The organism is Novosphingobium marinum, from assembly GCF_013408095.1.
Lineage (GTDB): Bacteria > Pseudomonadota > Alphaproteobacteria > Sphingomonadales > Sphingomonadaceae > Novosphingobium > Novosphingobium marinum.
Genome location: NZ_JACBZF010000005.1, coordinates 224,947 through 246,238 on the forward strand (window position 1 = coordinate 224,947; position 21,292 = coordinate 246,238).

Genomic DNA, 21,292 nt, shown 5'->3' on the forward strand with positions numbered 1-21,292 from the left:
CCATGAAGATCGCATTCATCGGCCTTGGCAACATGGGTGGCGGGATGGCCGCCAACCTCGTCAGGGCGGGGCACGAAGTGAACGCCTTCGACCTCTCCGAAGAAGCGCTGGCGCGTGCGAAAGAGAACGGCTGCGCGCCGTACGGCGCGGTCGCGGAGGCAGTGCAGGGCGTCGATGCCGTCGTGACGATGCTGCCGAACGGCGGGATCGTGAAGTCGGTCTATACCTCCGACGTGATCGGCAAGGCCCCCGGCGGCGCGCTGTTCCTCGATTGCTCGACCATCGACCTCGAAACCGCGCGCGAAGTTGCCGGACTGGCCGAAGATGCGGGCTACGAGATGGTCGACGCGCCGGTGTCCGGCGGCATTGCCGCGGCGAACGGCGGTACGCTTACCTTCATGGTCGGCGGGACCGACGCGGCTTTCGCGAAGGCCGAAAAGGTGCTCGACCCGATGGCCAAGAAGGTGGTCCACGCCGGTGCCATCGGGGCCGGGCAGGTCGCCAAGATGTGCAACAACATGCTGCTGGCGATCCACATGATCGGCACGTGCGAGGCGCTCAAGCTGGCCGAGAAGGCGGGTCTGGATCCGCAGATGTTCTACGAAATCAGCTCGAACGCAACTGGCTACAACTGGTCGCTCAACGACTATACGCCCGCACCGGGTATCGGCGCGACCAGCCCGGCCGACAACGACTATCAGGGCGGTTTCGCAGCCGCGCTGATGCTCAAGGACCTCAAGCTCGCGATGGCGGGAGCGGAGACGAGCGGCGCCAGCGTGCCGATGGGCAAGCACGCCAAGGAGATTTACGAGGCCTTCGTCGAAGCCGGCGGCGGCGGCAAGGATTTCGGAGCGATATTCACGACGCTGTGACGGCAGCGCTTGCGCCGAGGATGTTCGGCGCAAGCAGCAGCAGCATGCGCACGTCGATGCCCTTGCCCTGTGCGCGCCAATCCTCGATCGCATCGGCGATGCGCGACAGGGGTACGCGATGGACGGTGATGTCCTCGCTGTCCGTGCCGCCTCCTTCGCTTACGCGTTTCAGGCCGTGCGCGCGCAACAGCGTAAAGCCTTCGGTCACCATGCCGGGCGAGGAATAGAACTCGCCGAGGTTCTCCATGCGCTCGGCGACATAGCCCGTTTCCTCCTCCAGCTCGCGCGCGGCGGCGGTCTCGTCGGCTTCGTTCTCGGCCCCGTCGTCGTCGCCGATCAGGCCCGCGGGCAGTTCGATGCATGGCTTGCCGAGCGGAACCCGGTACTGCTCGACGAGAATGACCCGATCCTCCTCGTCGATGGCGAGGATCACCGCCGCCCGGATGCCGCGCGCGCGACCGACGTATTCCCACGTCCCCTTCTTGCGCGCGGCAATGTACTTGCCCTGCCAGACGGTCTGTTCGGGCTCGTTGCTCTGGTCGGTCATACTTCGATCAGCCTGTCGGGTAGTTCGTTTTCATCGGGAATGACGGCGGGGAAATGGTCCTTGAGGACAAGTCCGACGCGGTCGACGGCAGCCACCATCGCATGCGCGAAATGGCCTTCGCGCGCATGGCGCAGCAGGTGTTCCATCGCCTCGCCCCAGACATCGGGATCGACGGAGCCTGCGATGGCCTCGTCCGCGACGATTTCCGCCCGGCGCTCGCGCATCGAAAGGTAAATGAGGATACCGGTGCGCCCGTGCGTCCTGCGTTCCGCGCCGATCCTGAATGCCCGCACCGCCCTGTCGTGGACGCGGGCGGTCTTGATCGGCGGCGGGATCAGCCAGAACTTGAGCGGTTGCCACAGCTGGATCAGCATGACGCCCGCGAACTTGAGAGTCGCGATCGCGGCGGCTGCGACAAGGACCGCGCGCGGCGTCCATTCGTTGACCGACCAGCCGCCGAGTGCGCCGTCCCAGAGCGCCAGGAAGAAATCCGGTGCAAAGGCCAGCGCGGCCAGCGCGGCAAGCGTCGCGAAGGCAGCCCAGGCGAGCGCGACGTCGGTATACCCGTCCGACCGGTCGGCAAGGATGGTCACAATCTCTCCGGAAGTGCCCGATTCGGCGCGGGCGACCGCCTCGCTGACACGCTTGTGATCTTCCTCGCTCAGGTAAAGGGGTGCAGCCATCGCCTCGGTCCTTACCAGCCCCCGCTCGCCCCGCCGCCGCCGAAGCTGCCGCCGCCGCCAGAAAAGCCGCCCCACGAACTCGACGAGGAACTGCCGCCGGAAAATCCGCCGGGCATCCATACGATCGGGCTCGACCGCCGCCCGCCGTAGCGGCGGGACTTGCCGCCCCTGGCAACGGCGAGGATGATCGGCAGCACGAAAAAGAAGAAGACGAGCAGCAGGAAGATCACGAGGCCCCAGGGGATGTCCTCCTGGCTCGCCTCGTCGGCCTGCGCGGCAATGCGCTGGGCTTCGTCCGGCGGGAGCAGAAGCTGCTCGACGATCGCGTCCACCCCGGCCTCGATCCCGCCCGGCATGTCGCCATCGCGAAAGCGCGGGACGATGTCCCTGTCGATGATGAGCCACGACATGCCGTCTGTCAGCACCGGCTCGAGCCCGTAGCCGACCTCGATGCGCACCTTGCGCTCGTTGGGGGCGACCAGGAGGATCGCGCCGTCGTTGCGCTCATCGTCGCCGATGCCCCATTCGCGGCCCAGCCGATAGCCGTAGTCGGCGATATCGTAACCCTGCAGGTCGGGCACGGTGGCCACGACCAGCTGGCGCTGCGATTGCTCTTCGAGCGCCGCCAGCTTCTGCGTCAGGCGCGCTTCGGCATCGGGCGGAACGATGTTCGCGTCATCGGTCACACGTCCCGAAAGCTCGGGAAAAGTCTGCGCCGCCACGGGCGCTGCACAGGCCAGCCCGGCAAGCAGGAATGCCAGGAGACCGCGCAGCATGGCGATGCGCGCCGTCAGAGCTTGCCCTGCAGGTCCGGCGCGACTTCGGCGCCCGGGGTTACCGCCTGATAGGGTACCAGCGGCTCGGCCCCGCGGATCATCGCGCCGATCATCTCGGGAAAGGTGCGCACGCGCGTGTTGTAGTCGCGCACCGTCTCGTTGTAGTCGCGGATGGCGATGCGGATCTTGTTCTCGCTTCCCTCGAGCTGGCTTTGCAGCATCTGGTAATTGGTGATGCTCTTCAGTTCGGGGTAACGCTCGAAGTTGGCGAGAAGCCGCCCTAGGCCCTGCGACAGCTGCGACTGTGCGGCGGCATACTGCTGCATCTTCGCCGGATCGCCGAGATCCTCGGCGTTGATCTGGATGCTGGTCGCGCGCGAGCGTGCCTCGACCACTTCGGTAAGCGTTTCACGTTCCTGCTCGGCGGCGCTGCGTGCGACCTCTGCAAGGTTGGGCACGAGATTTGCGCGCTCCTGGAAAGCCGCCTGGACATCCGCCCAACGCGCCTTGGCGGCTTCTTCCGCCGTTGGAACCGAGTTGATGCCGCACGCCGCGAGCGATGCTGCCGCCAGGGCTGCGAAGGCGAACCGTCCGATCCGCGCGAGGCCTTCGGGAATCATGTGGCAATCTCCTCACAGGCAGCGCCCCTGCGCTTGCCCTCGGCGCGGAGGATAGTGCGCGCGCCGCCGTGTTCAAGAGCGCTTGCGACAGGCTTCGACAGGTGGCATCGCGCAGCACTTTCCAGCACGGAGACGTGGCGATGACGCTGATCGACGAGTTCAAGAAATTCATCGCGCGCGGCAACGTGCTCGACCTTGCGGTGGGCGTGGTGATCGGCGCGGCCTTCGGCAAGATCACCACCGCGCTGACCGAAGGCGTGCTGATGCCGACCATCGGCTGGCTGTTCGGCGATGTCGATTTCTCGAACTGGTTTGTGAGGCTCGGACCTGTCCCTGCCGGGTACGATGGTGCGCCGGACAACTACGCGCAACTCAAGGAAGCGGGAGTGGCGATGATCGGGTACGGCGATCTGCTTACCCAGGTGGTCAACTTCCTGATACTGGCAGTCGCGCTGTTCCTGCTCCTGAAGGTCGTCAACCGGGTGCTCGACGCGATCGAGGAAGAGAAGAAGCAGACTGCCGACAGTTCGCAAAGCGAGACCGTGCCGACCGATCCCCAGCTCGACGTGCTCCGGGAAATCCGCGACGAACTTCGCACCCTGCAACCTGCGCGAGCAATATCGGGAACTAACAAAAGTTAAGTCCGGGACGCATCCGCACTTTGCCGGGAGCACACATGATGGCATGATCGCGCCCGGACGGGTAATCGGGAGGAAACGCTCGTGCTTGCGGACTTCAAGGAATTCATTGCCAAGGGCAACGTGATGGAACTTGCCGTCGCCGTGATCATCGGCGCGGCCTTCGCCACGATCGTGACTTCGCTGACCGACGATCTGATCATGCCCTTCGTCGGGGCGATCTTCGGCGATGTCGATTTCTCGGATAAATATGTCGTGCTGAGCGGCGAGGTCGAGGCGGGGGCGAGCCTGGAGGCGGCCCGCGCTGCCGGAGCCAATGTGCTGGCATGGGGCAACTTCGTCTCGACGGTGATCAATTTCGTGATCCTGGCCTTCGTCATCTTCCTGCTGGTTCGCTACACCAAGAAGGTCATGGCCGAATTCGAGAAGAAGCAGGAGGAAGCCGCCGGTCCGAGCGAGGTCGACCTGCTCACCGAAATCCGCGACGAGCTTAAAAAGCGCTGACGCGCCCGGCCGGGCACAATATCGCCCCGGCCGCTCACTTCACATTAAGCCGCGATAGCCTATATAGGTCAGTGCCGGTTTCGACCGGCTATGGCGATAAATTGCGGTGTGCAATAGGCACAGCGGACCCGGGGGCAGTACCCGGCGGCTCCACCACAATTCCCGGTTTTCCGGGTCTTCTGACGGGGCCGAACCAGGATCGACGTGTGTTGAAAAGCACTGTTTTCGCCCGGGCTGAGTAACCCGTTAAAGGCTCAAAACTCACAAGTGCCAACGACAACGAAGCACTTGCTCTCGCTGCGTAATTCTAGGGCCTAACGGCCTGACCTTACAAAGCATTGAGCACGGTTCGGACCGAACCGGGTAACAGAATCGGAAACCGGGGGCCCGGGGGTGCCTAGCAACAGAAACCCCCACCCCTTCTCGACAGGACGATCAGGTAGAGGCGGCATTCGCTGCCTTCGCGGCGCGTTCGTACTTCAGGCAGTCCAGGATTTTGGCTCCGGCCAGGAAAACCGCGCCGGTACAGGCCAGAAAAAGCAGTTTGCCGCCCCATCCGGGGAATTGCGTCAGGTACGCACTGCCGCGCTCTACCGCGCCCAGGGCAAGGGCATAGATGATCAGGAACGCCTCCGCGCGAGTCTTGATGACGAACAGGCGACCTATTTTCCCAAGCATCTCAATCCTTTCTTGCAGGTCTTAACGCAGCAACCTTCGTGCCAGTTGCGCCTTCGTGCGAAAAAGCGTGGTTAACGGCTCGCCAAGTGTAAACGGTCCCGACGAAAGTGCCAGCGCGATGCCGCCGGGCGTTGCCAAGCACGGCAGCTTCGGCCATAGCCCGCGCATTCCTTCCCCAGGGCTCATCGTGGATCAATTCGCCGCCGCCTTTCATGGCGCGCGGTCCAACAATGGCGAGGCAAGATGGCAGACAGGGTCGAACGTTCGGGTTTCAATGTTGACGCGCGACTGGCGCGTTTCATCGAAGAAGACGTGCTGGCACCACTCGGGCACGAGCCGGACGAGTTCTGGAAGGGGTTCGCGCAGCTTTGCGAGGAATTCGTGCCGCGCAACCGGGCGCTGCTCGAAAAGCGCGACGCGCTTCAGGCGACGATCGACGAATGGCATGTGGCGCGTGCTGGCGCACCCGTCGATCCCGACGAGTACCGCGCGTTTCTCGCCGATATCGGCTATCTCGTCCCTGAACCGGCGGCCTTCACGATCGGTACGGACAACGTCGATCCCGAAATCGCGACGATGGCCGGGCCGCAGCTTGTCGTCCCCGTGCTCAACGCGCGCTTCCTCCTGAACGCGGCGAATGCCCGTTGGGGAAGCCTCTACGATGCGTTCTACGGGACCGACGCGCTCGATGCGCCTGCCGCGAAGCCGGGTGGCTACGATGCCGAGCGCGGTGCTGCCGTGATCGCCGCCGGACGCAAGTTCCTCGACGAGAACGTCCCGCTGGCAAACGGAAGCTGGACCGACTGGGACGGCGCGGGCGACCCCGCGCTCGCCGATGCCGCGCAACTCGTGGGCCGCAAGGACGGCGGGCTGCTGCTGCGCCACAACGGCCTCCACATCGAGATCGTGCTCGACGCCTCGCACCCGGTGGGCAAGACTGACAGGGCGGGCATCGCCGATATCGTTCTCGAAGCGGCGCTGACGACGATCGTCGACCTCGAGGATTCGGTAGCCGCAGTCGATGCAGAGGACAAGCTGGCCGCCTATCGCAACTGGCTGGGCGTCATTCGCGGCGACTTGTCCGACACCTTCGAGAAGGGCGGCAGGACGGTCACGCGCGAACTCGAAGCCGACCGTGACTGGACCGGCCTTGACGGAAAGGCTTTCAGCCTGCCCGGACGCAGCCTGCTGTTCGTGCGCAACATCGGCCACCTGATGACCAATCCCGCGATCCTGCTTCCCGACGGGTCCGAGATTCCCGAAGGCATCATGGACTGCGCGGTGACGAGCGCAATCAGCTCGCACGACGTTCGCGGACTTGGCAGGTACGGCAATTCGAAGACCGGCAGCATCTACATCGTCAAGCCGAAGATGCACGGCCCCGAGGAAGTCGCCTTCACCAACGACCTGTTCGATGCGGTCGAGGACCTGCTGCGCCTGTCGCGCAATACCGTGAAGGTCGGCGTGATGGACGAGGAGCGCCGGACCAGCGCCAACCTTGCCGCCTGCATCGAGGCGGTGAAGGACCGCATCGTCTTCATCAATACCGGCTTCCTCGACCGGACCGGGGACGAAATCCACACCTCGATGCGCGCGGGTGCGATGATCCGCAAGGCCGCGATCAAGGGCTCCGACTGGATCGATGCCTACGAAAAGCGCAATGTCGCCATAGGCTTGCGTCACGGACTTTCGGGCAAGGCACAGATCGGCAAGGGTATGTGGCCCGCGCCCGACCGCATGGGCGCGATGATGGCGGAGAAGATCGGCCACCCGAAGACCGGTGCGAACACCGCGTGGGTGCCGTCGCCGACCGCCGCCACGCTCCACGCGATGCACTATCACCAGGTCGACGTGTTCTCGGTGCAGGAGGAAGTCGCGGCGAAGCCGGTTCCCGAACTCGCCAAGCTTCTAAAGATTCCGCTGGCGCAGGGCACCAACTGGCCGGAGGAGGAAGTTCGAGAGGAACTCGACAACAACGCACAGGGCCTGCTCGGCTACGTCGTGCGCTGGATCGAACAGGGTGTCGGCTGCTCGAAGGTGCCCGACATCAACGACATCGGCCTGATGGAAGACCGCGCGACGCTGCGCATTTCCTCTCAGCACATGGCGAACTGGCTGCTCCACGGCGTCGCCACCGAAGAGCAGGTGATGGAATCGCTCAAGCGCATGGCGGAAAAGGTCGACGCGCAGAACGCGGGCGATCCCGGATACCAGCCGATGGCGGGCAACTGGGATACGAACCTTGCCTTCAAGGCGGCCTGCGACCTTGTCTTCAAGGGCGTGGAACAGCCCAACGGTTATACCGAGCCGCTGCTGCACGAATGGCGCCAGAAGCAGAAGGCCGCGACCTGACCGCTTAACCCGCCCATAAGCTTTGCTCTTTATCCTCGGGCCTCGCCAGGGTCGTGCGGGTTAAGGGGACAGCGCTTGTCGCAAGGCAATCCTCGGGTCGAGGATCGTACCAGAGCGCTGATCAAGGTTCGTCTGCGCGGCGCCGGCGACGAGCGCGACGCGTGCATCCTCGACGTGTCGACGCGCGGCCTGCTTGTAACCAGCGCGAGGCCGCCCGAGCGGGGCGAATTCATCGAGCTCGTCGCTGCCGGGCATTCGCTGATCGGGCAGGTCAAGTGGGCGAGCAGCCGCCGCTTCGGCGTTGCCCTGCGCGAGCGGGTCAGCGTCCTCGGCCTCGTGGCCGGAGACAAGGGCGACATCACGCTGGAACAGCGCCGGCGCGCCCAACGGCGAGGGCCGGGCTGGGGCGCGATCCTTGCGGGAAGCGGGCGCGGGCTTTCGCAACTGGCGCAGACGGCGTTCATCGCGCTTGTTGCCGCCGGGGCAATGTGGATCGCCCTCGATGCGACAGGTGGCGGGCTCGGGGTCCTCGGGACCGTTACCGAGGCACTTTCCGGACGTTAGCTGGACAAGGTGCGGGCGATTGCGACGAACTCGTCGATGTCGAGCGTTTCGGCCCGGCGCTGTGAATCGATGCCGAGGCTTTCGAGCGCCGCGACCGCGCCGGGCAGACCCTTCATGCTCTGGCGCAGCATCTTGCGCCGCTGGCCGAAGGCAGCCTCGGTCACGCGTTCGATCATGCGCGGATCCACGCCTTCGGGCATTCCGGCAGGCTCGACATGGACAATGGCGGACATGACCTTGGGCGGCGGCGTGAAGGCGCTGCGGTGCACTTTCATGGCAAGCCGCGCGCGCGAACGCCACTGGGCCAGCACCGCAAGGCGTCCGTAGGCGGACGTGCCGGGCGCGGCCACGATGCGCTGTGCGACTTCCTGCTGGAACATGAGCGTGAGCGATGTCCAGCGCGGCGGCCAGTCCTTGCCCGAAAGCCACCCGGTGAACAGGGCGGTACCGACGTTGTAGGGCAGGTTCGCGACGATGGCGTAGGGCTCGTCGAACAGGTCGGCAGGATCGATTGCGAGGGCGTCTCCCTCGACGACGGTCAGCCTGTCGGGGAATGCATCCGCCAGCTCCGCAAGCGCGGGCAGGCAGCGGGCGTCGCGCTCGATGGCCGTGACCCGCGCCCCGGCGCGCAGCAGCGCCCGGGTAAGGCCGCCCGGGCCGGGACCGATCTCGAGCACGGCGCGGTCGTCGAGGTCGCCGGGGATGGCGGCGATGCGATCGAGCAACTGCTCGTCGAACAGGAAGTTCTGGCCCAGCGCCTTCGAAGCCGACAGGCCGTGGCGCGCGATGACGTCGCGCAGGGGAGGCAGGGTCACGGCGCAGCCCGGCGCATGGCGCATTGCCCGGCAAGCCGGATCGCGGCGATCGTCGCACCCGGATTCGCGATCCCCTTACCCGCGATGCCGAAGGCGGTGCCATGGTCGGGCGATGTGCGCACGATGGGCAGGCCGAGCGTGACGTTGACGCCCTCGTCGAAGTCGAGAGCCTTCAGCGGTATCAGCGCCTGATCGTGGTACATGCACAGCGCCGCGTCGTAGTTTTCGCGCTCGTGCGGCGCGAACAGCGCGTCGGCCGGGTGCGGCCCGGTCACGGCCAGACCCTCGGACCGCAGGCGTTCGATGGCGGGTATGATCACCCGCGCTTCCTCGTCGCCGAACCGCCCGCCTTCGCCAGCGTGCGGATTGAGCGCGGCAACGGCGAGGCGAGGGCTCTCGATGCCGAAATCCCGGCGCAGCGCCCGTTCGGTGATTCGCGCCCGCTCGACAATGTGATTCGTGTTCAGGAGCGCCGGGACACTCGATAGCGCTTCATGCACGGTCAGCGGGACGGTCCTGAGGCGCGGTCCGGCGAGCATCATCACTGCGGCTTCCGGCGCGACGTCGCATGCTTCGGCGACGAATTCTGTCTGGCCGGGATGGACGAAGCCGACTTCGGCAAGGAGTCCCTTGGCGATCGGGCCGGTGACGAGGCCGCCCGCTTCGCCCGATACCGCCAGCCGCGCGGCTCGGGTCAGCGAGGAAAGCGCCAGCCGCGCACCGTCCTCGTCGGGCCTTCCGGCCGCATACCCGGCATCCTCGTCGCCCAGCACCGGCAAGGCATCGCCGAAGACTCCACGCGCTTCCTCCGGGCTGGCGATTCGGCGGACTGGAATCTCGATACCGCGCGAAGCTGCCGCCGCGGCAAGTATACGCTCACCCCCGACCGCGAAGAACGGCAGCAGTGCATCCCGTGACCGCCGCGTCCACGCCTCGGCCAGCAATTCGGGGCCGACCCCCGCAGGATCGCCAAGCGATACGGCGAGCGGCGCGGGAACCGCCACCTCAGTCGTATTCGATGATCGCGTCGCGCCGCAGGTCGCGCAGGTAAAGCTGCGCGCGCTTGTTGATCCGGTCCTCTTCCATCTGGTTCATCAGATCGTCGAAGCTCGGTCCGGAGTCCGATTGCGGATCGTCGCGGCCGCACAGCATGAGCACACGCACGCCGTCCTCGATCGAACCGAACGGCGGCGAGGTTTCGCCAAGCGAAAGGTCGAGCACCGCCTGCTGCAGCGGTCCCGGCAAGTCTCGCGCGCGGACCTGGTCGTTGGTGACGACCTGAGCGCCGAGCTGTGCGGCGACATCGTCAACCGCGCCGCATCCGCGCGCATCCTGCATCGCCTGTGCGAATTCCTGCGCGCGCCCCGTCGCCTGCGCCTCATTGGTGCCGGGCGGAAAGTTGATCGAAATCTGCTTGAGCGAGAGGATCGCGTCGCGCGGATCGGCCATCAGCACCTGCCTGCGGTCGATGAGGTAGACGATCGAGAAGCCGCCCGGCACCTCGATCGGACCGACAAGCTGGCCGGGCGTCAGCTCGCGCGCGGCGGTCGCCAGTTCGGCAGGAAGCTGCGCGAGCCGGACCCAGCCGAGATCGCCGCCGACCGACGCGGTGGAAGCCTGCGAATACTGGCGCGCGTAAGCCACGAAGCTGCCGCCGCCGCGAAGCTGTTCGACGATCTGGCGAGCGTTCTGGGCGACCTGCTGCTGCGTTTCCGGCGTGGCGGAAAGGTAGATTTCGCCGATGCGATACTCGTCGGTGCCCTTGGCGGCCTGAAGCCGCTCGAGCATCTCGTTCACTTCCTCTTCGGAGATGTTGATGAACGGCGCGACGTTGCGGCGGAGCAGCGTCTGCCAGGCCAGCTCTCCGCGAATCTGTCGCTTGAGAGAGGCGGGCGATGACCCGATCCGCTCGAGATATGCGTCCATCGCCTCGATGTTCTGGTTGAAGTTCTGCGCGGCGACGCGGGCGTAGGACTGGTCCACCTCCTCCTGCGTCACTTCGATGTCGGAAGCGCGCGCTTCCTGAATCTGCAGCGTCTCGTCGATCAGGTTGCGCAGGACCTGCAGCCTCAGGCGGCGGGTCTCTTCCTCACCGAGCTGTTGCTCGTTCGCAGCGAGGATCAGGGCTAGGCGGTGATCGATGTCGGTGCCGGTGATGACGTCGCCGTTGACGACGGCAGTGGCCTTGCGGACATTGGGATCGTTCTGGCCGAAGATCTGCACGCCCTCGGGAATCTCGAACGCGCCCGACGAGGAACTCCGCGCGAGCGTGGGCGCGCCGGCAATTACCGTGGCCGAAGCGGCAAGCGCCAGCGAAGCCTGTTTGATGAAGCCTGTTTTCAAGTTTACCTGCACCGTGTTTTCGATCCTGACTGCGGTGAGGAGCAGGACGGCGGCGGGAAAATCCCGGCGCCTTGCACCCCATTCAACCGTCGCCCATCCCTCGCGGAAAACGGCTTAACCCAAACTGAGCGCCGTGCGATAGCGGCTTTACGCCTGCCTGCCAACGCCCGCCAGCGAGTTAGCGGAAGCCGAGGTTGCGCAGCGCGAAACGGATCTGGAAGGAGTTGCCGCGCTCGGCATCGCCGGTCGCCACGTAATCTCGCCGCCAGGTCACCGCGATTTCAAGGCAGTCGTCCTGATAGGCAATGCCGAGCCGGCTGCGCAGCGGCTGGAAGCCGTCGGACCCGAAGGAGGGATCCTCGCTGCGGTCGGTCAGGTTGACGATCGCGGAACCGAATACCGACCAGTAATTGGCGAAGGCGATGCGACCGGCGGCGCGCAGTTCCTCGCGATCCTGCAAATCCTCGATACCGGCCGCGATATCGCGGTTGAGGCGGACGTAGCCGATCTCCGCGTAGGTCTTGCGGCTGCCGATCACCGCGTCGAACTCGTTGCGACGGATGGCGAAGCTGTCCTTGTCCAGCCGGAACCGGTGCACGAGGTTGATGAAGTCGCGATAGCGAACCTCGGTGCGACCGACGACGTCGGATACGCGGTTCGAAAGGCCGGTGCCGTCCGGGAGGAGCGTGGGCTGGCGCGAGAGGCGGACCGATTGACCGACGGTCGTCTTGATGCGCCAGCGCGGCCGCTCGAACTGCCAGTCCACGCCGTAGGTGAAGCGCACGCCTTCCTCTACGCGGTCGTAGCCCGGGAAGCGGTTGAGCGCGAAGAGGTTGCTGTCTTCCAGGTCGACTGCGCGCGCGTCTTCGTTCGGGACGTTGAGGTTCCTGATCTCGGGACTGGCGACGAGCTGGAAGCGCGGAGTGAGGACTTGCGTTCCGCCGAACGCGCTCCCGACCAGCGGCCATTTGACGTCGAGCGCGGCCAGCGCAACGCCGCGTGTCTCCCACCCCGGGTTGCCGCGATAGATCACCGTGTCGGTCAGCGCGTTCTCGTCCGAATGGTAGACGTCGCCGCGCACCATCGCAGTCAGCGTGACTTCCTGCCCCATCGAGGTTAGGCGGCGCATGTCCCACTGCGCGCGGACGAAAGCGCGTTGCGTGTCCTGCCCCTCGGTGCGCAGGATCGCCAGCGAATTGGCCTGCAGCTCGACGTTGCCGCCCATGACGGGATCCGGCATCCGGTAACGGAAATCGACGACCGGCAGCGCGACCGGCACCTGCCCCTGGTCCTCGCCCACGCGCATCGTCTGCGTCGCCCACCCGGCGAGCGAGAAGTAGCTGTTGCTGCTGATCCGCTCGACGTCGATGGTGGAGCGAAGGCGATCGTCGCGGCTGAGATCGTAGCGGCGAAGGAACGTGCGGTCGGTCGACCGGCGCAGCGACCCTGTAACGCTCCAGCGTTCGTCGAGCTGGAACCGGCCGTTGGCGAAGACGTAGCCGCGCAGGTCCCGCTCCGCGCCGGGCGTCGCTCCGAAGATCGGGATACGCCGGCTCTCGGTCGCGTAGCCGGTGATCTGGTAAGCCCCCGTGTCGGTCAGCGCGCGATACTGGAACGAGGCCATCGGCGGCGCCTCGGTATAGACGTAGGCCGTCGCCGTCAGGTCCCGGTTTGGAGCCAGTCGGGCGTAATAGGATTCGCTGATCTCCGCGCCGTTCGAAGGGCTGAACCGCAGGTCCGGAATAAGAAAGCCCGACGTCGCGCGACCGTCGGTCGTGACCGACAGTCCGGGCAGCGGCAAGGTGAGCGCGCCGAACAGTTCGAGCTTGGCGCCGCGAAAGCGAACGACCTTGTCGTCGGGGTCGTAGACCACCCTTTTGGCGGTGATACGCCAGCTGGGCGACTTGGGACATCCGTCTTCGGTCTCGACCTCGCAGGCGGTGTAGGCCGCGCGGTTGAGGATGACTTCGCCCGCGGCATTGCGCTCGCCGGTAACCGCCGCCAGCCGCCCGCCCTCGCGCAAGGCCAGCAGCAGGTTCTCGACCGCGCCGGTGCGCAGTTCCTCGGTGAGTTCTACCCGGTCGCTGAAGAACTGGTTGCCGTCCTCGTCGACGAGGCGAACGTTGCCGAGCGCGACGATCTCTCCGGAGACGCGGTTCCAGGTCACGCTGTCGGCGCGGACCGACTGGTCGCCGCGCCGCAACACGACGTCCCCGCCGGCGGTGACGGTGTCGGTATCGGAAGCGTATTCGACGGCATCGGCCTCGAACGCGATTTCCTCTTCGGCCTGCTCCTCGACCACGGCGGAGGCTTGGGCCGGAAGATCCTGCGCCATGGCGACAGACGGCTGGAATACAACGAAAATTCCTGCCGCCACCGCCGCGGGAAGAACGAATTGCAAGCTGGAAACAGGGGCTTGCCGCAGGGACCGCAGGACGGGGCGCATGGGTTGCCTATCGCACCGGCGGCGCTTAACTGCAATGCAGCCCGAACGCAGACCCGCCTCAATTCGGCACCATCTCCAGGAGAATTCATGCAGATCCAGTTCCTCGACGCGCCTGCAAGCCCCGGCCCGCGCATCGTTGCACACGTCGTGAACCAGGAGGGCGTTCCCGCGGATCTGGAACCTGTGCTGGCCGAGGGAGCGAAGGCTGCACGCTTTTCGGGCAAGCCGGGTCAGCTGTTCGAAGGCTTTGCGGAACGCGGCGGAGAAGTCGTTCGCGTGGCGCTCGCCGGGATGGGCAAGCCATCCGCGGACGATCGGCGGGCTTCGGTCGAGAAAGCCGGTGCGGCGATCGCGGCGAAGTACCTTGCGTCGGGCGAAAAGGCGATTGCGGTCAATCTGACCGGGTCGGGTCTCTCGGCGGACGACGCGGCAGCGCTGCTGCTGGGCGCAAGGCTGCGAGCTTGGCGCTGGGACGTCTACCGCACCAGGCTCGCCGACGAGAAAAAGCGCTCGCTCGAACGGATCGACGTCCTTGGCGCGCCCGACGGGACGGAGGCGCAGTGGGAGGCAGAAGCCGCCGTGGCCGAAGGAGTCGAGTTCACGCGCGAGCTCGTGACCGAACCTGCCAACGCGATCTTTCCCGAAAGCTTCGTGGAACGCTGCGTAAACCGGCTTGCCGGAACCGGCGTCTCGATCCGCGTGCTCGATGCAGGCGAAATGCAGAAGCTTGGCATGGGCGCGCTGCTTGGCGTTGCGCAGGGGTCTGCACTGCGTCCCCGGCTGCTCGCGATGGAATGGCGCGGCGGCGAAGCCGGCGAGAAGCCGACCGCTTTCGTCGGCAAGGGCGTGACTTTCGATTCGGGCGGAATCTCGATCAAGGGTGCGGCCGGCATGGAGGACATGAAGTGGGACATGGGCGGGGCCGGCGCGGTTGCCGGCACGATGCTCGCACTTGCCCGCCGCAAGGCGAAGGCCAACGTCATCGGCGTCTGCGGCCTTGTCGAGAACATGCCCGACGGCAACGCGCAGCGTCCCGGCGACGTCGTTACCTCGATGTCGGGCCAGACGATCGAGGTCATCAACACGGACGCCGAGGGGCGTCTGGTCCTGTGCGACGCGATGACCTGGACGCAGCGCGAATACGCGCCGAAGCAGATCGTCGACCTGGCGACGCTGACCGGCGCGATCATCGTCTCGCTCGCGCACGAGTATGCAGGCCTGTTCTCGAGCAGCGACGATCTTGCCGCTCGCCTGACGGCGGCGGGCGAGGCCAGCGGTGACAAGATCTGGCGCTTTCCGGTCGGCCCCGGCTACGACAAGATGCTCGAAAGCCAGATCGCCGACATGAAGAACGTGGGACCGCGTTCGGGCGGGTCGATCACGGCGGCGCAGTTCCTCAAGCGCTTTGTCGAGAACGACATTCCCTGGGCGCATCTCGACATCGCGGGCATGGTCTGGGCAGACAAGCCGGGGGCCACCTGGGACAAGGGAGCGACCGGTTTCGGCGTGCGCCTTCTCGACCGCTTCGTGCGCGACAGCCTCGAAGGCTGATCGCCGATGGGCCGGATGCGGCGCAAGTCGGACCTTCCGGTCAAGACCTGCGTCGCCTGCGGCCTGCCGTTCGCCTGGCGCAAGAAGTGGGAGCGGGACTGGGACAGCGTGAAGTACTGTTCCGAACGTTGCCGCCGTTCGAAGGCCTAGCGCGATGCGCGTCGATTTCTATCAGCTGAGCCGCGATTCCGCCGAAGCGGCTTTGCCGCTGATCGCGCGTGCATCGCTCGGCAGCGGCGAACGCCTGCTCGTCGTGTCCTCCGACGAGGGCCAGCTCGACCGCATCGGCAAGGAACTTTGGTCGCGCCTGCCGGAGACTTTCCTCGCCAACGGGCGCGCGGGCGGCGAGCACGACGATCGCCAGCCGATACTTCTGGCGCCGGAAGCAGCGCCGGCGAACGGCGCGCGCTTCATGGCGATCGTCGACGGGGCATGGCGCGACGGCGAGCCGCCGTTCGAGCGCACGTTCTTCCTCTTCGACGACGCGACCCTGCAGGCCGCGCGCGATTGCTGGCGCATGCTCGGGCAGCGCGATGGAGTAGAACGGCATTTCTGGAAGCAGGAGGGCGGGCGCTGGGTCGAGGGACCCTGAAGCCAGCTTGCGACAATGCGCGAACCCGGCTAGGGGCGCGCCGAAATCCCGATAATCCCGATCCAGACATCGCAAGGACGAACGCCATGGCGCTTACCCGCACCTTTTCGATCATCAAGCCCGACGCCACCCGCCGCAACCTGACCGGCGCAGTGACCAAGATGCTGGAGGACGCAGGCCTGCGCGTCGTCGCATCGAAGCGTATCCAGATGACAAGGGAGCAGGCCGAAGGCTTCTACGCGGTCCACAAAGAACGACCCTTCTTCAACGACCTCGTCTCGTTCATGATCTCCGGCCCCGTCGTCGTGCAGGTGCTCGAAGGCGAGGACGCGGTGAAGCGCAACCGCGACGTCATGGGTGCGACCAATCCCGCCGATGCCGCCGAAGGCACGATCCGCAAGAGCTACGCCGAATCGATCGAGGCCAATTCGGTCCACGGTTCGGACAGCGACGAGAACGCCAAGATCGAGATCGATTACTTCTTCGACGAAGCCGAAATCGTTGGCTGACGAAGGCGGGCCGGTCGCGCGCCCCGCGCTCGACCACCTGACGATCCTCTACACCGACCGGGCGGCGAGCGAGCGCCACTATGGAGCGCTGCTCCCGCTCGTCGGGTTCGCGAAGACCAAACCGGGCATCTGGACGGACGGACGCGGCTTCTGGCTGCAGTTTCTTCCCGCCGATCCCGGCGCTGCGCCCTACGAGCGGCGCGGTGCGGGCCTCAATCACTGGGGATTTTCGATGCCGAGCGCGCAAGCCGTCCACGCGCTGCGCGAATCGCTGATGGCGGCGGGTATCGAGGTGCCCACGATCCAGGACCTCGACGGGGCCGTTGCGCTCTTCCTGCCCGATCCCGACGGCCTGCGCGCCGAATTCACGTGGTATCCCGAGGGCGTTGCGGTCGTGGGTTGATTTGGCGCAACGCAAGGCCGCTCGTCGCATCCTAGACTGGCTTGACAGCAGCACGAAAGGAACCCGCGATGTCCCACACGCCCCACGAACTCTCCGAAGAATTTCCCAACGACGCCGAAGTGCTGCATCGCCTGAAGGTTTCCGACCCCCACTTCGCGTCGCTTGCCGAGCGTTACCATGTGCTCAACCGGGAGATTCACCGGATCGAAGCGGGCGTGGAAGCATCTTCCGACGAGCGGGCCGAAGTCCTGAAGAAAGAGCGCCTGTCGCTCCTGGATAGTATCGGCGGAATGATCGCGGAAAACCGCCGCGTGGTCGTTCAGGACAATTGACGCTCAGAACGCGTCGGCTGCATCGAGCAGCTTCGTCAGCCGCTTCGGCGCGACCGTCCGCCAGCTCCGCCGGAGCCATCCGGAAACGTGGTCCCAGTCGATGCCGGGCCGGTTGAGCACCAAGCCGACCCATCCGCTCGCACCGTAGTAAGCCGGGCGGAAGTAGGTTTCGGGAGCCTGCTCGATCAGCGCCGCCATCTCGTCCGGCCCGCTCGTTTTCAGAAGCAGCGCGATGTGCGGCTCGCCGTGGTGGCGGTCCGAAAAGTAGGCGAAATACTTGCCGCTCTTGCCGCCGGTCCGCCAGCCGGGTGCGCCATGCGATGCCCGTTCCTCGGCCTCGGGCAAGGCGTGTGCGCGCTCGCGCACCTGTTCGAGCAGCCAGTCCGGGTCGGCACCGCGCGACACGTGCCGCGCCAGGCAGCGCGAATAGAGCTGGTGCTCGGCGATGAGAACGCGGTTCGCAAGCGTGACCGGACTATCCCCCTGGATCACCGCGACCTTCGTCTGGCCCAGGATCGGGCCGTCGTCTAGCTCCGGCGTCACGAGATGGACCGAGCATCCCGCGTGGGAATCGCCGTTGGCTATCGCCTGTTCGTGGGTATGGAGGCCCTTGTATCTGGGCAAGAGCGAGGGGTGGATGTTGAGCATCCGGCCTTCCCAGGCCTCGACAAACGCCGGCGTGAGAATCCGCATGTATCCTGCCAGCGCGACATATCCCGCACCGCTTTCGCGGATCGCCGCATCCATTCGCTCGTCGTGTTCTGCGCGGTCCATGCCCCCGTGAGAAAGGGCGAAGGTCGGAATGCCTTCGGCACGGGCGAGGGCGAGGCCGCCCGCCTCCTCCCGGTTGGAAGCGACAAGCACTATCTCGTAGGGGCAATCCTGCGCACGGCTGGCGTAGAGCAGCGCCGCCATGTTGGTGCCGCTGCCGGAAATGAGCACGGCAACCTTCGCGCGCGAACCGGCCCCCGCTTCGGTGTCAGGCAAGATGCACCGCTTCCCAGGTCTCGCGCGCGCTCCACACCTCGGCGGAACCCTGCACGGTGCAACCGCGCTGGCCCTTGCCGATCGCCCCGATCACGTGAACCGTCTCGCCTGCCGCTTCGAGGTCGCGCACGACGCCCTCGACATCTCCCGCCGCCACGGCGAGCACCATTCCGATGCCGCAGTTGAAGGTGCGCGCCATTTCCGCCGGCTCGATGTTGCCCTGCGCCTGCAGGAAGGACATGAGCCGTCGCTGAAGCCATGACCCCGCATCGATCCGCGCGTGCAATCCCTCGGGCAGGACGCGCGGAACGTTCTCGAGCAGCCCGCCGCCGGTTATGTGGGCAAGCGCATGGATGCGGTCGCTGCGTATTACCGGAAGGAGGCTTTTGACGTATATCCGCGTCGGCGCGATCAGCGCGTCGATCAGCAATGTGTCCTGGTCGAACAGCGCCGGCCGGTCGAGCTTCCAGCCCTTGTCCGCTGCGAGGCGCCTGACCAGCGAATAGCCGTTCGAATGGACGCCCGACGAGGCCAGCCCGAGGAGGACATCGCCATCGGCGACACGGTCGCCCGTCAGTTGCTCGCCGCGTTCGACCGCCCCCACGCAGAATCCGGCGAGATCGTAGTCGCCGTCGGCATACATGCCGGGCATCTCCGCCGTCTCGCCTCCGATGAGCGCGCAGCCGGCAAGCTTGCAGCCTTCGGCTATCCCGGCGACGACTCGCTCCGCCACGCCCCCGTCGAGCTTGCCGGTCGCGAAGTAGTCCAGGAAGAAGAGCGGCTCTGCGCCTTGCACGACAAGATCGTTCACGCACATCGCGACGAGATCGATCCCGATGGCGTCGTGGCGATCGTGGTCGATGGCGAGCTTGACCTTGGTGCCCACGCCATCGTTCGCCGCAACCAGCAGCGGATCCCTGTATCCCGCAGCTTTCGGATCGAAGAACCCCCCGAACCCTCCGAGGTCGGCGTCCGCTCCCGGGCGCGAGGTCGATTTCGCGAGCGGTGCAATCGCCTTAACAAGGGCGTTTCCGGCGGCGATCGAAACGCCTGCCTGCTCGTAGCTGTAGCTTTGCGGGGAGTTATCGTCGGACATCGCGATGCGCCTACCGCTTTACGGCTTGGATTTCCACTTGCCATTGGGCAAAAGGCCCTCGGTTCAGGATAATGATTTCGACACTCTCCACCATTCGCTGGCGGGAATTCCGCCCCGGTCCCGCCGCGCAGCTCTTCTGCGCACTCGGTGCGGCGCTGGCCGTCGCGCTGTTCGCCATCGGGCCGGATCGGCTTATCGCCCAGATCGAGGGCGAACGCGGCATCCCTCCGATCGCGAGTTCGACCGACATCCAGGTCGGCGGGATCGAAGTGAACGTCAGCGCCGACAGTGGCGAGGAAGCGCGCGCAGAAGCATGGGAACTGGCGCAGAAGAAGGCGTGGGAAAAGATCAACGGACCGCCGATGAGCGACGACGCCATCGATTCGATGGTTTCGGCCATCGTTATCGAGCGCGAACAGATCGGCCCCAAACGCTACGTGGCGCGCCTCGGCGTGATTTTCGATCGCGCAAAGGCGGGGCAATACATCGCCCGCGCGGACGGTAGTCCCGTCTCGCGATCCGCGCCGATGCTCGTCATCCCGGTGCTCTATTCGGGCGGGGTGCGCCAGGTGTTCGAGGTGCGCGGTCCCTGGCAGCGCGCCTGGGCCAACTTCCAGACGGCGGCGAGCCCTGTCGACTATGTGCGTCCGACCGGCTCGGGCGGCGAATCGCTCATCCTCACGGCAGGCCAGCCGGGGCGTCGGAGCCGCATCTGGTGGCGCAACGTGCTCGACCAGTTCGGTGCCGCCGATATCCTCATTCCCGTCGCCCGGCTGGAGCGGCAATGGCCGGGTGGACCGGTGCGCGGAACCTTCACCGCGCGGTATGGCCCCGACAACAAGTTCCTCCAAAGCTTCACGCTGACTGCGAACGACAGCGATGCGATCCCCGAAATGCTGAACCGGGCGCTGGTCCGCCTGGACGGTATCTACCGGCGCGCGCTGGCGCAGGGCCTGCTGAAACCGGACCCGACGCTGATGGCCGAACAGGAGGCGTTCCAGGCCGCTCTTGCCGCCATCAGGGCCCAGATCCCGCAGGAAACCGCGCCGGAGCAACCGACCGTCACGACAAACACGCCGCAGCAGACCACAGAGGCGCCAACGCCCGAAACGTCCGTCGCGACCTATACCGTCCAGTTCGCCTCGCCCGATGCGCGGTCGGTCGATGCTGCGCTGGGCGCGGTTCGCTCGGTGCCCGGCGTGCAGGGAGCCGCCACGACGAGCATCGCCATCGGCGGAACCTCGGTGATGCGCGTGACGGTGGCGGGCGATCTCGATTCGCTTGCGGCGGCTCTGCGGGCACGCGGCTGGCAGGTCACCGTTGGTTCGGGCGCGCTTCGGATCAGCCGCTAGGCCGGCGCGCCAGTGCGCCAGATCCCGCTTCCCCTGCGACCCGAAGAGGGGCTGACGCCCTCGCGCATCGTCGTCGGCAATTCCAATGCCGCCGTGCTCGATGCTCTCGAACATGCCGCGAGCTGGCCCTTCGGTACCGCGATAGTCGCCGGACCGCCGCGCTCGGGCAAATCGCTTCTTGCACGCTGGTTCGAACAGTCGGGCAAGGGCGATGCAATCGACGATGCCGACAGCATGGACGAGGCAGAGCTTTTCCATCGCTGGAACCGCGCGCAGGAAACCGGGGTGCCGCTGCTGCTGACGAGCGGAGCGAAGGAGGAAGGCTGGACCGTCCGGCTTCCCGATCTGGCATCCCGGCTGGGCGCTGCGATGCAGCTCGAGATCGGCGCGCCCGACGATGCCATGCTGGCCGAGCTTATCGCGCTTCATGCCGAGATGCGCGGCTTCGTGCTGGACGGGACCGCGACCGCATACCTTGTGCCGCGCTGCAACCGTAGCCACATGGGCGCGGAAAAACTGGTGTCCGCAATCGACAGGCTCAGCCTCGAGCGCAAGCAGGCACCGACGCTTTCGATCTGGCGCGATGCGCTCGACGAGGTAGGGGGCAGCAGCCAGCCGCGCTTGCTTTGAGC

General features: G+C 66.0%; 24 protein-coding genes and 1 other RNA gene. 14 read left to right on the forward strand and 11 right to left on the reverse strand.

Annotated elements, in window-relative coordinates; all coding sequences use genetic code 11:
- The first annotated feature begins 2 nt into the window (after positions 1-2).
- On the forward strand, positions 3-872 hold the full coding sequence (gene mmsB / locus FHS75_RS14180) for a 3-hydroxyisobutyrate dehydrogenase (RefSeq protein ID WP_179408348.1): 870 nt from the start codon (positions 3-5) through the stop codon (positions 870-872).
- Here the strand turns inward: mmsB and FHS75_RS14185 are convergent.
- Genes FHS75_RS14185 through FHS75_RS14200 form a run of 4 tightly spaced genes read right to left on the reverse strand, consistent with a single transcriptional unit; the run spans position 859 to position 3,498 of the window.
- Positions 859-1,419 (reverse strand): NUDIX hydrolase, encoded by a 561-nt coding sequence (locus FHS75_RS14185; RefSeq protein ID WP_179408349.1) that lies wholly within the window; start codon positions 1,417-1,419, stop codon positions 859-861. The genes mmsB and FHS75_RS14185 overlap by 14 nt on opposite strands.
- Positions 1,416-2,102 carry a TPM domain-containing protein gene (locus FHS75_RS14190; RefSeq protein WP_179408350.1) on the reverse strand — a complete coding sequence of 229 codons (687 nt, stop codon included), beginning with the start codon at positions 2,100-2,102 and terminating at the stop codon, positions 1,416-1,418. Before FHS75_RS14190 ends, FHS75_RS14185 begins: the two co-directional genes overlap by 4 nt.
- Before the next feature lie 11 nt (positions 2,103-2,113).
- Positions 2,114-2,878: a TPM domain-containing protein gene (locus FHS75_RS14195; protein ID WP_179408351.1), complete on the reverse strand. Its 765-nt coding sequence runs from the start codon at positions 2,876-2,878 to the stop codon at positions 2,114-2,116.
- Between the two features lie 14 nt (positions 2,879-2,892).
- The gene (locus tag FHS75_RS14200; RefSeq protein ID WP_179408352.1) at positions 2,893-3,498 is read right to left on the reverse strand and encodes a LemA family protein; all 606 of its coding nucleotides are present in this window, start codon (positions 3,496-3,498) and stop codon (positions 2,893-2,895) included.
- Positions 3,499-3,638: 140 nt separating this feature from the next.
- Between FHS75_RS14200 and mscL (FHS75_RS14205) the strand changes: the two genes are divergently transcribed.
- The 3 genes from mscL (FHS75_RS14205) to ssrA all read left to right on the forward strand — a co-directional run bounded on the left by mscL (FHS75_RS14205) (position 3,639) and on the right by ssrA (position 5,021).
- Positions 3,639-4,139 carry a large conductance mechanosensitive channel protein MscL gene (mscL, locus tag FHS75_RS14205; RefSeq protein WP_179408436.1) on the forward strand — a complete coding sequence of 167 codons (501 nt, stop codon included), beginning with the start codon at positions 3,639-3,641 and terminating at the stop codon, positions 4,137-4,139.
- An 81-nt stretch (positions 4,140-4,220) separates the two neighbouring features.
- On the forward strand, positions 4,221-4,640 hold the full coding sequence (gene mscL, locus FHS75_RS14210) for a large conductance mechanosensitive channel protein MscL (RefSeq protein ID WP_179408353.1): 420 nt from the start codon (positions 4,221-4,223) through the stop codon (positions 4,638-4,640).
- 34 nt (positions 4,641-4,674) lie between these two features.
- Positions 4,675-5,021: a transfer-messenger RNA gene (ssrA, locus tag FHS75_RS14215) on the forward strand.
- 54 nt (positions 5,022-5,075) lie between these two features.
- Here the strand turns inward: ssrA and FHS75_RS14220 are convergent.
- Positions 5,076-5,318, reverse strand: a complete 243-nt coding sequence (locus FHS75_RS14220) for a hypothetical protein (protein ID WP_179408354.1) — start codon at positions 5,316-5,318, stop codon at positions 5,076-5,078.
- A 243-nt stretch (positions 5,319-5,561) separates the two neighbouring features.
- Here FHS75_RS14220 and FHS75_RS14225 point away from each other — a divergent pair, with 243 nt between their 5' ends.
- Positions 5,562-7,670: a malate synthase G gene (locus FHS75_RS14225; protein ID WP_179408355.1), complete on the forward strand. Its 2,109-nt coding sequence runs from the start codon at positions 5,562-5,564 to the stop codon at positions 7,668-7,670.
- 75 nt (positions 7,671-7,745) lie between these two features.
- The gene (locus FHS75_RS14230; protein WP_179408356.1) at positions 7,746-8,234 is read left to right on the forward strand and encodes a PilZ domain-containing protein; all 489 of its coding nucleotides are present in this window, start codon (positions 7,746-7,748) and stop codon (positions 8,232-8,234) included.
- Here the strand turns inward: FHS75_RS14230 and rsmA are convergent.
- The 4 genes from rsmA to FHS75_RS14250 all read right to left on the reverse strand — a co-directional run bounded on the left by rsmA (position 8,231) and on the right by FHS75_RS14250 (position 13,838).
- On the reverse strand, positions 8,231-9,049 hold the full coding sequence (gene rsmA, locus FHS75_RS14235; protein WP_229735621.1) for a 16S rRNA (adenine(1518)-N(6)/adenine(1519)-N(6))-dimethyltransferase RsmA: 819 nt from the start codon (positions 9,047-9,049) through the stop codon (positions 8,231-8,233). The two genes, FHS75_RS14230 and rsmA, sit on opposite strands and share 4 nt — an antisense overlap.
- On the reverse strand, positions 9,046-10,053 hold the full coding sequence (gene pdxA, locus FHS75_RS14240) for a 4-hydroxythreonine-4-phosphate dehydrogenase PdxA (RefSeq protein WP_179408358.1): 1,008 nt from the start codon (positions 10,051-10,053) through the stop codon (positions 9,046-9,048). Before pdxA ends, rsmA begins: the two co-directional genes overlap by 4 nt.
- 1 nt (position 10,054) lies before the next feature.
- Positions 10,055-11,392, reverse strand: coding sequence for a peptidylprolyl isomerase (locus tag FHS75_RS14245; protein WP_244959096.1), 1,338 nt, complete (start codon positions 11,390-11,392; stop codon positions 10,055-10,057).
- A 178-nt stretch (positions 11,393-11,570) separates the two neighbouring features.
- Positions 11,571-13,838, reverse strand: coding sequence for an LPS-assembly protein LptD (locus FHS75_RS14250; protein ID WP_179408360.1), 2,268 nt, complete (start codon positions 13,836-13,838; stop codon positions 11,571-11,573).
- Between the two features lie 87 nt (positions 13,839-13,925).
- Here FHS75_RS14250 and FHS75_RS14255 point away from each other — a divergent pair, with 87 nt between their 5' ends.
- From FHS75_RS14255 to FHS75_RS14280, 6 genes are all read left to right on the forward strand, one after another.
- Positions 13,926-15,389 carry a leucyl aminopeptidase gene (locus FHS75_RS14255; protein WP_179408361.1) on the forward strand — a complete coding sequence of 488 codons (1,464 nt, stop codon included), beginning with the start codon at positions 13,926-13,928 and terminating at the stop codon, positions 15,387-15,389.
- A 6-nt stretch (positions 15,390-15,395) separates the two neighbouring features.
- A complete protein-coding gene (locus FHS75_RS14260) occupies positions 15,396-15,539 on the forward strand; it encodes a DUF2256 domain-containing protein (protein WP_179408362.1) in 144 nt (47 codons plus the stop codon).
- A 4-nt stretch (positions 15,540-15,543) separates the two neighbouring features.
- Complete coding sequence (locus FHS75_RS14265; RefSeq protein ID WP_179408363.1) at positions 15,544-15,981, forward strand: DNA polymerase III subunit chi; 438 nt, start codon at positions 15,544-15,546, stop codon at positions 15,979-15,981.
- 86 nt (positions 15,982-16,067) lie between these two features.
- Positions 16,068-16,490: a nucleoside-diphosphate kinase gene (gene ndk / locus FHS75_RS14270; RefSeq protein WP_179408364.1), complete on the forward strand. Its 423-nt coding sequence runs from the start codon at positions 16,068-16,070 to the stop codon at positions 16,488-16,490.
- Entirely contained in the window at positions 16,483-16,893 is a 411-nt protein-coding gene (locus tag FHS75_RS14275) for a VOC family protein (RefSeq protein WP_179408365.1), read from the forward strand. The genes ndk and FHS75_RS14275 overlap by 8 nt, the downstream gene beginning before the upstream one ends.
- A gap of 68 nt (positions 16,894-16,961) precedes the next feature.
- On the forward strand, positions 16,962-17,225 hold the full coding sequence (locus tag FHS75_RS14280; protein WP_179408366.1) for an HP1242/YdcH family protein: 264 nt from the start codon (positions 16,962-16,964) through the stop codon (positions 17,223-17,225).
- Positions 17,226-17,228: 3 nt separating this feature from the next.
- Here the strand turns inward: FHS75_RS14280 and purN are convergent, their stop codons facing one another.
- Complete coding sequence (purN, locus tag FHS75_RS14285; protein WP_268234547.1) at positions 17,229-18,212, reverse strand: phosphoribosylglycinamide formyltransferase; 984 nt, start codon at positions 18,210-18,212, stop codon at positions 17,229-17,231.
- Positions 18,205-19,308: a phosphoribosylformylglycinamidine cyclo-ligase gene (gene purM, locus FHS75_RS14290; RefSeq protein WP_179408367.1), complete on the reverse strand. Its 1,104-nt coding sequence runs from the start codon at positions 19,306-19,308 to the stop codon at positions 18,205-18,207. Before purM ends, purN begins: the two co-directional genes overlap by 8 nt.
- A 71-nt stretch (positions 19,309-19,379) precedes the next feature.
- On the opposite strand from purM, the gene FHS75_RS14295 reads away from it, so the two are divergent.
- Complete coding sequence (locus tag FHS75_RS14295) at positions 19,380-20,660, forward strand: heavy-metal-associated domain-containing protein (RefSeq protein WP_229735622.1); 1,281 nt, start codon at positions 19,380-19,382, stop codon at positions 20,658-20,660.
- A gap of 12 nt (positions 20,661-20,672) precedes the next feature.
- Positions 20,673-21,290: a P-loop NTPase family protein gene (locus FHS75_RS14300; protein ID WP_179408368.1), complete on the forward strand. Its 618-nt coding sequence runs from the start codon at positions 20,673-20,675 to the stop codon at positions 21,288-21,290.
- Positions 21,291-21,292: the final 2 nt, after the last annotated feature.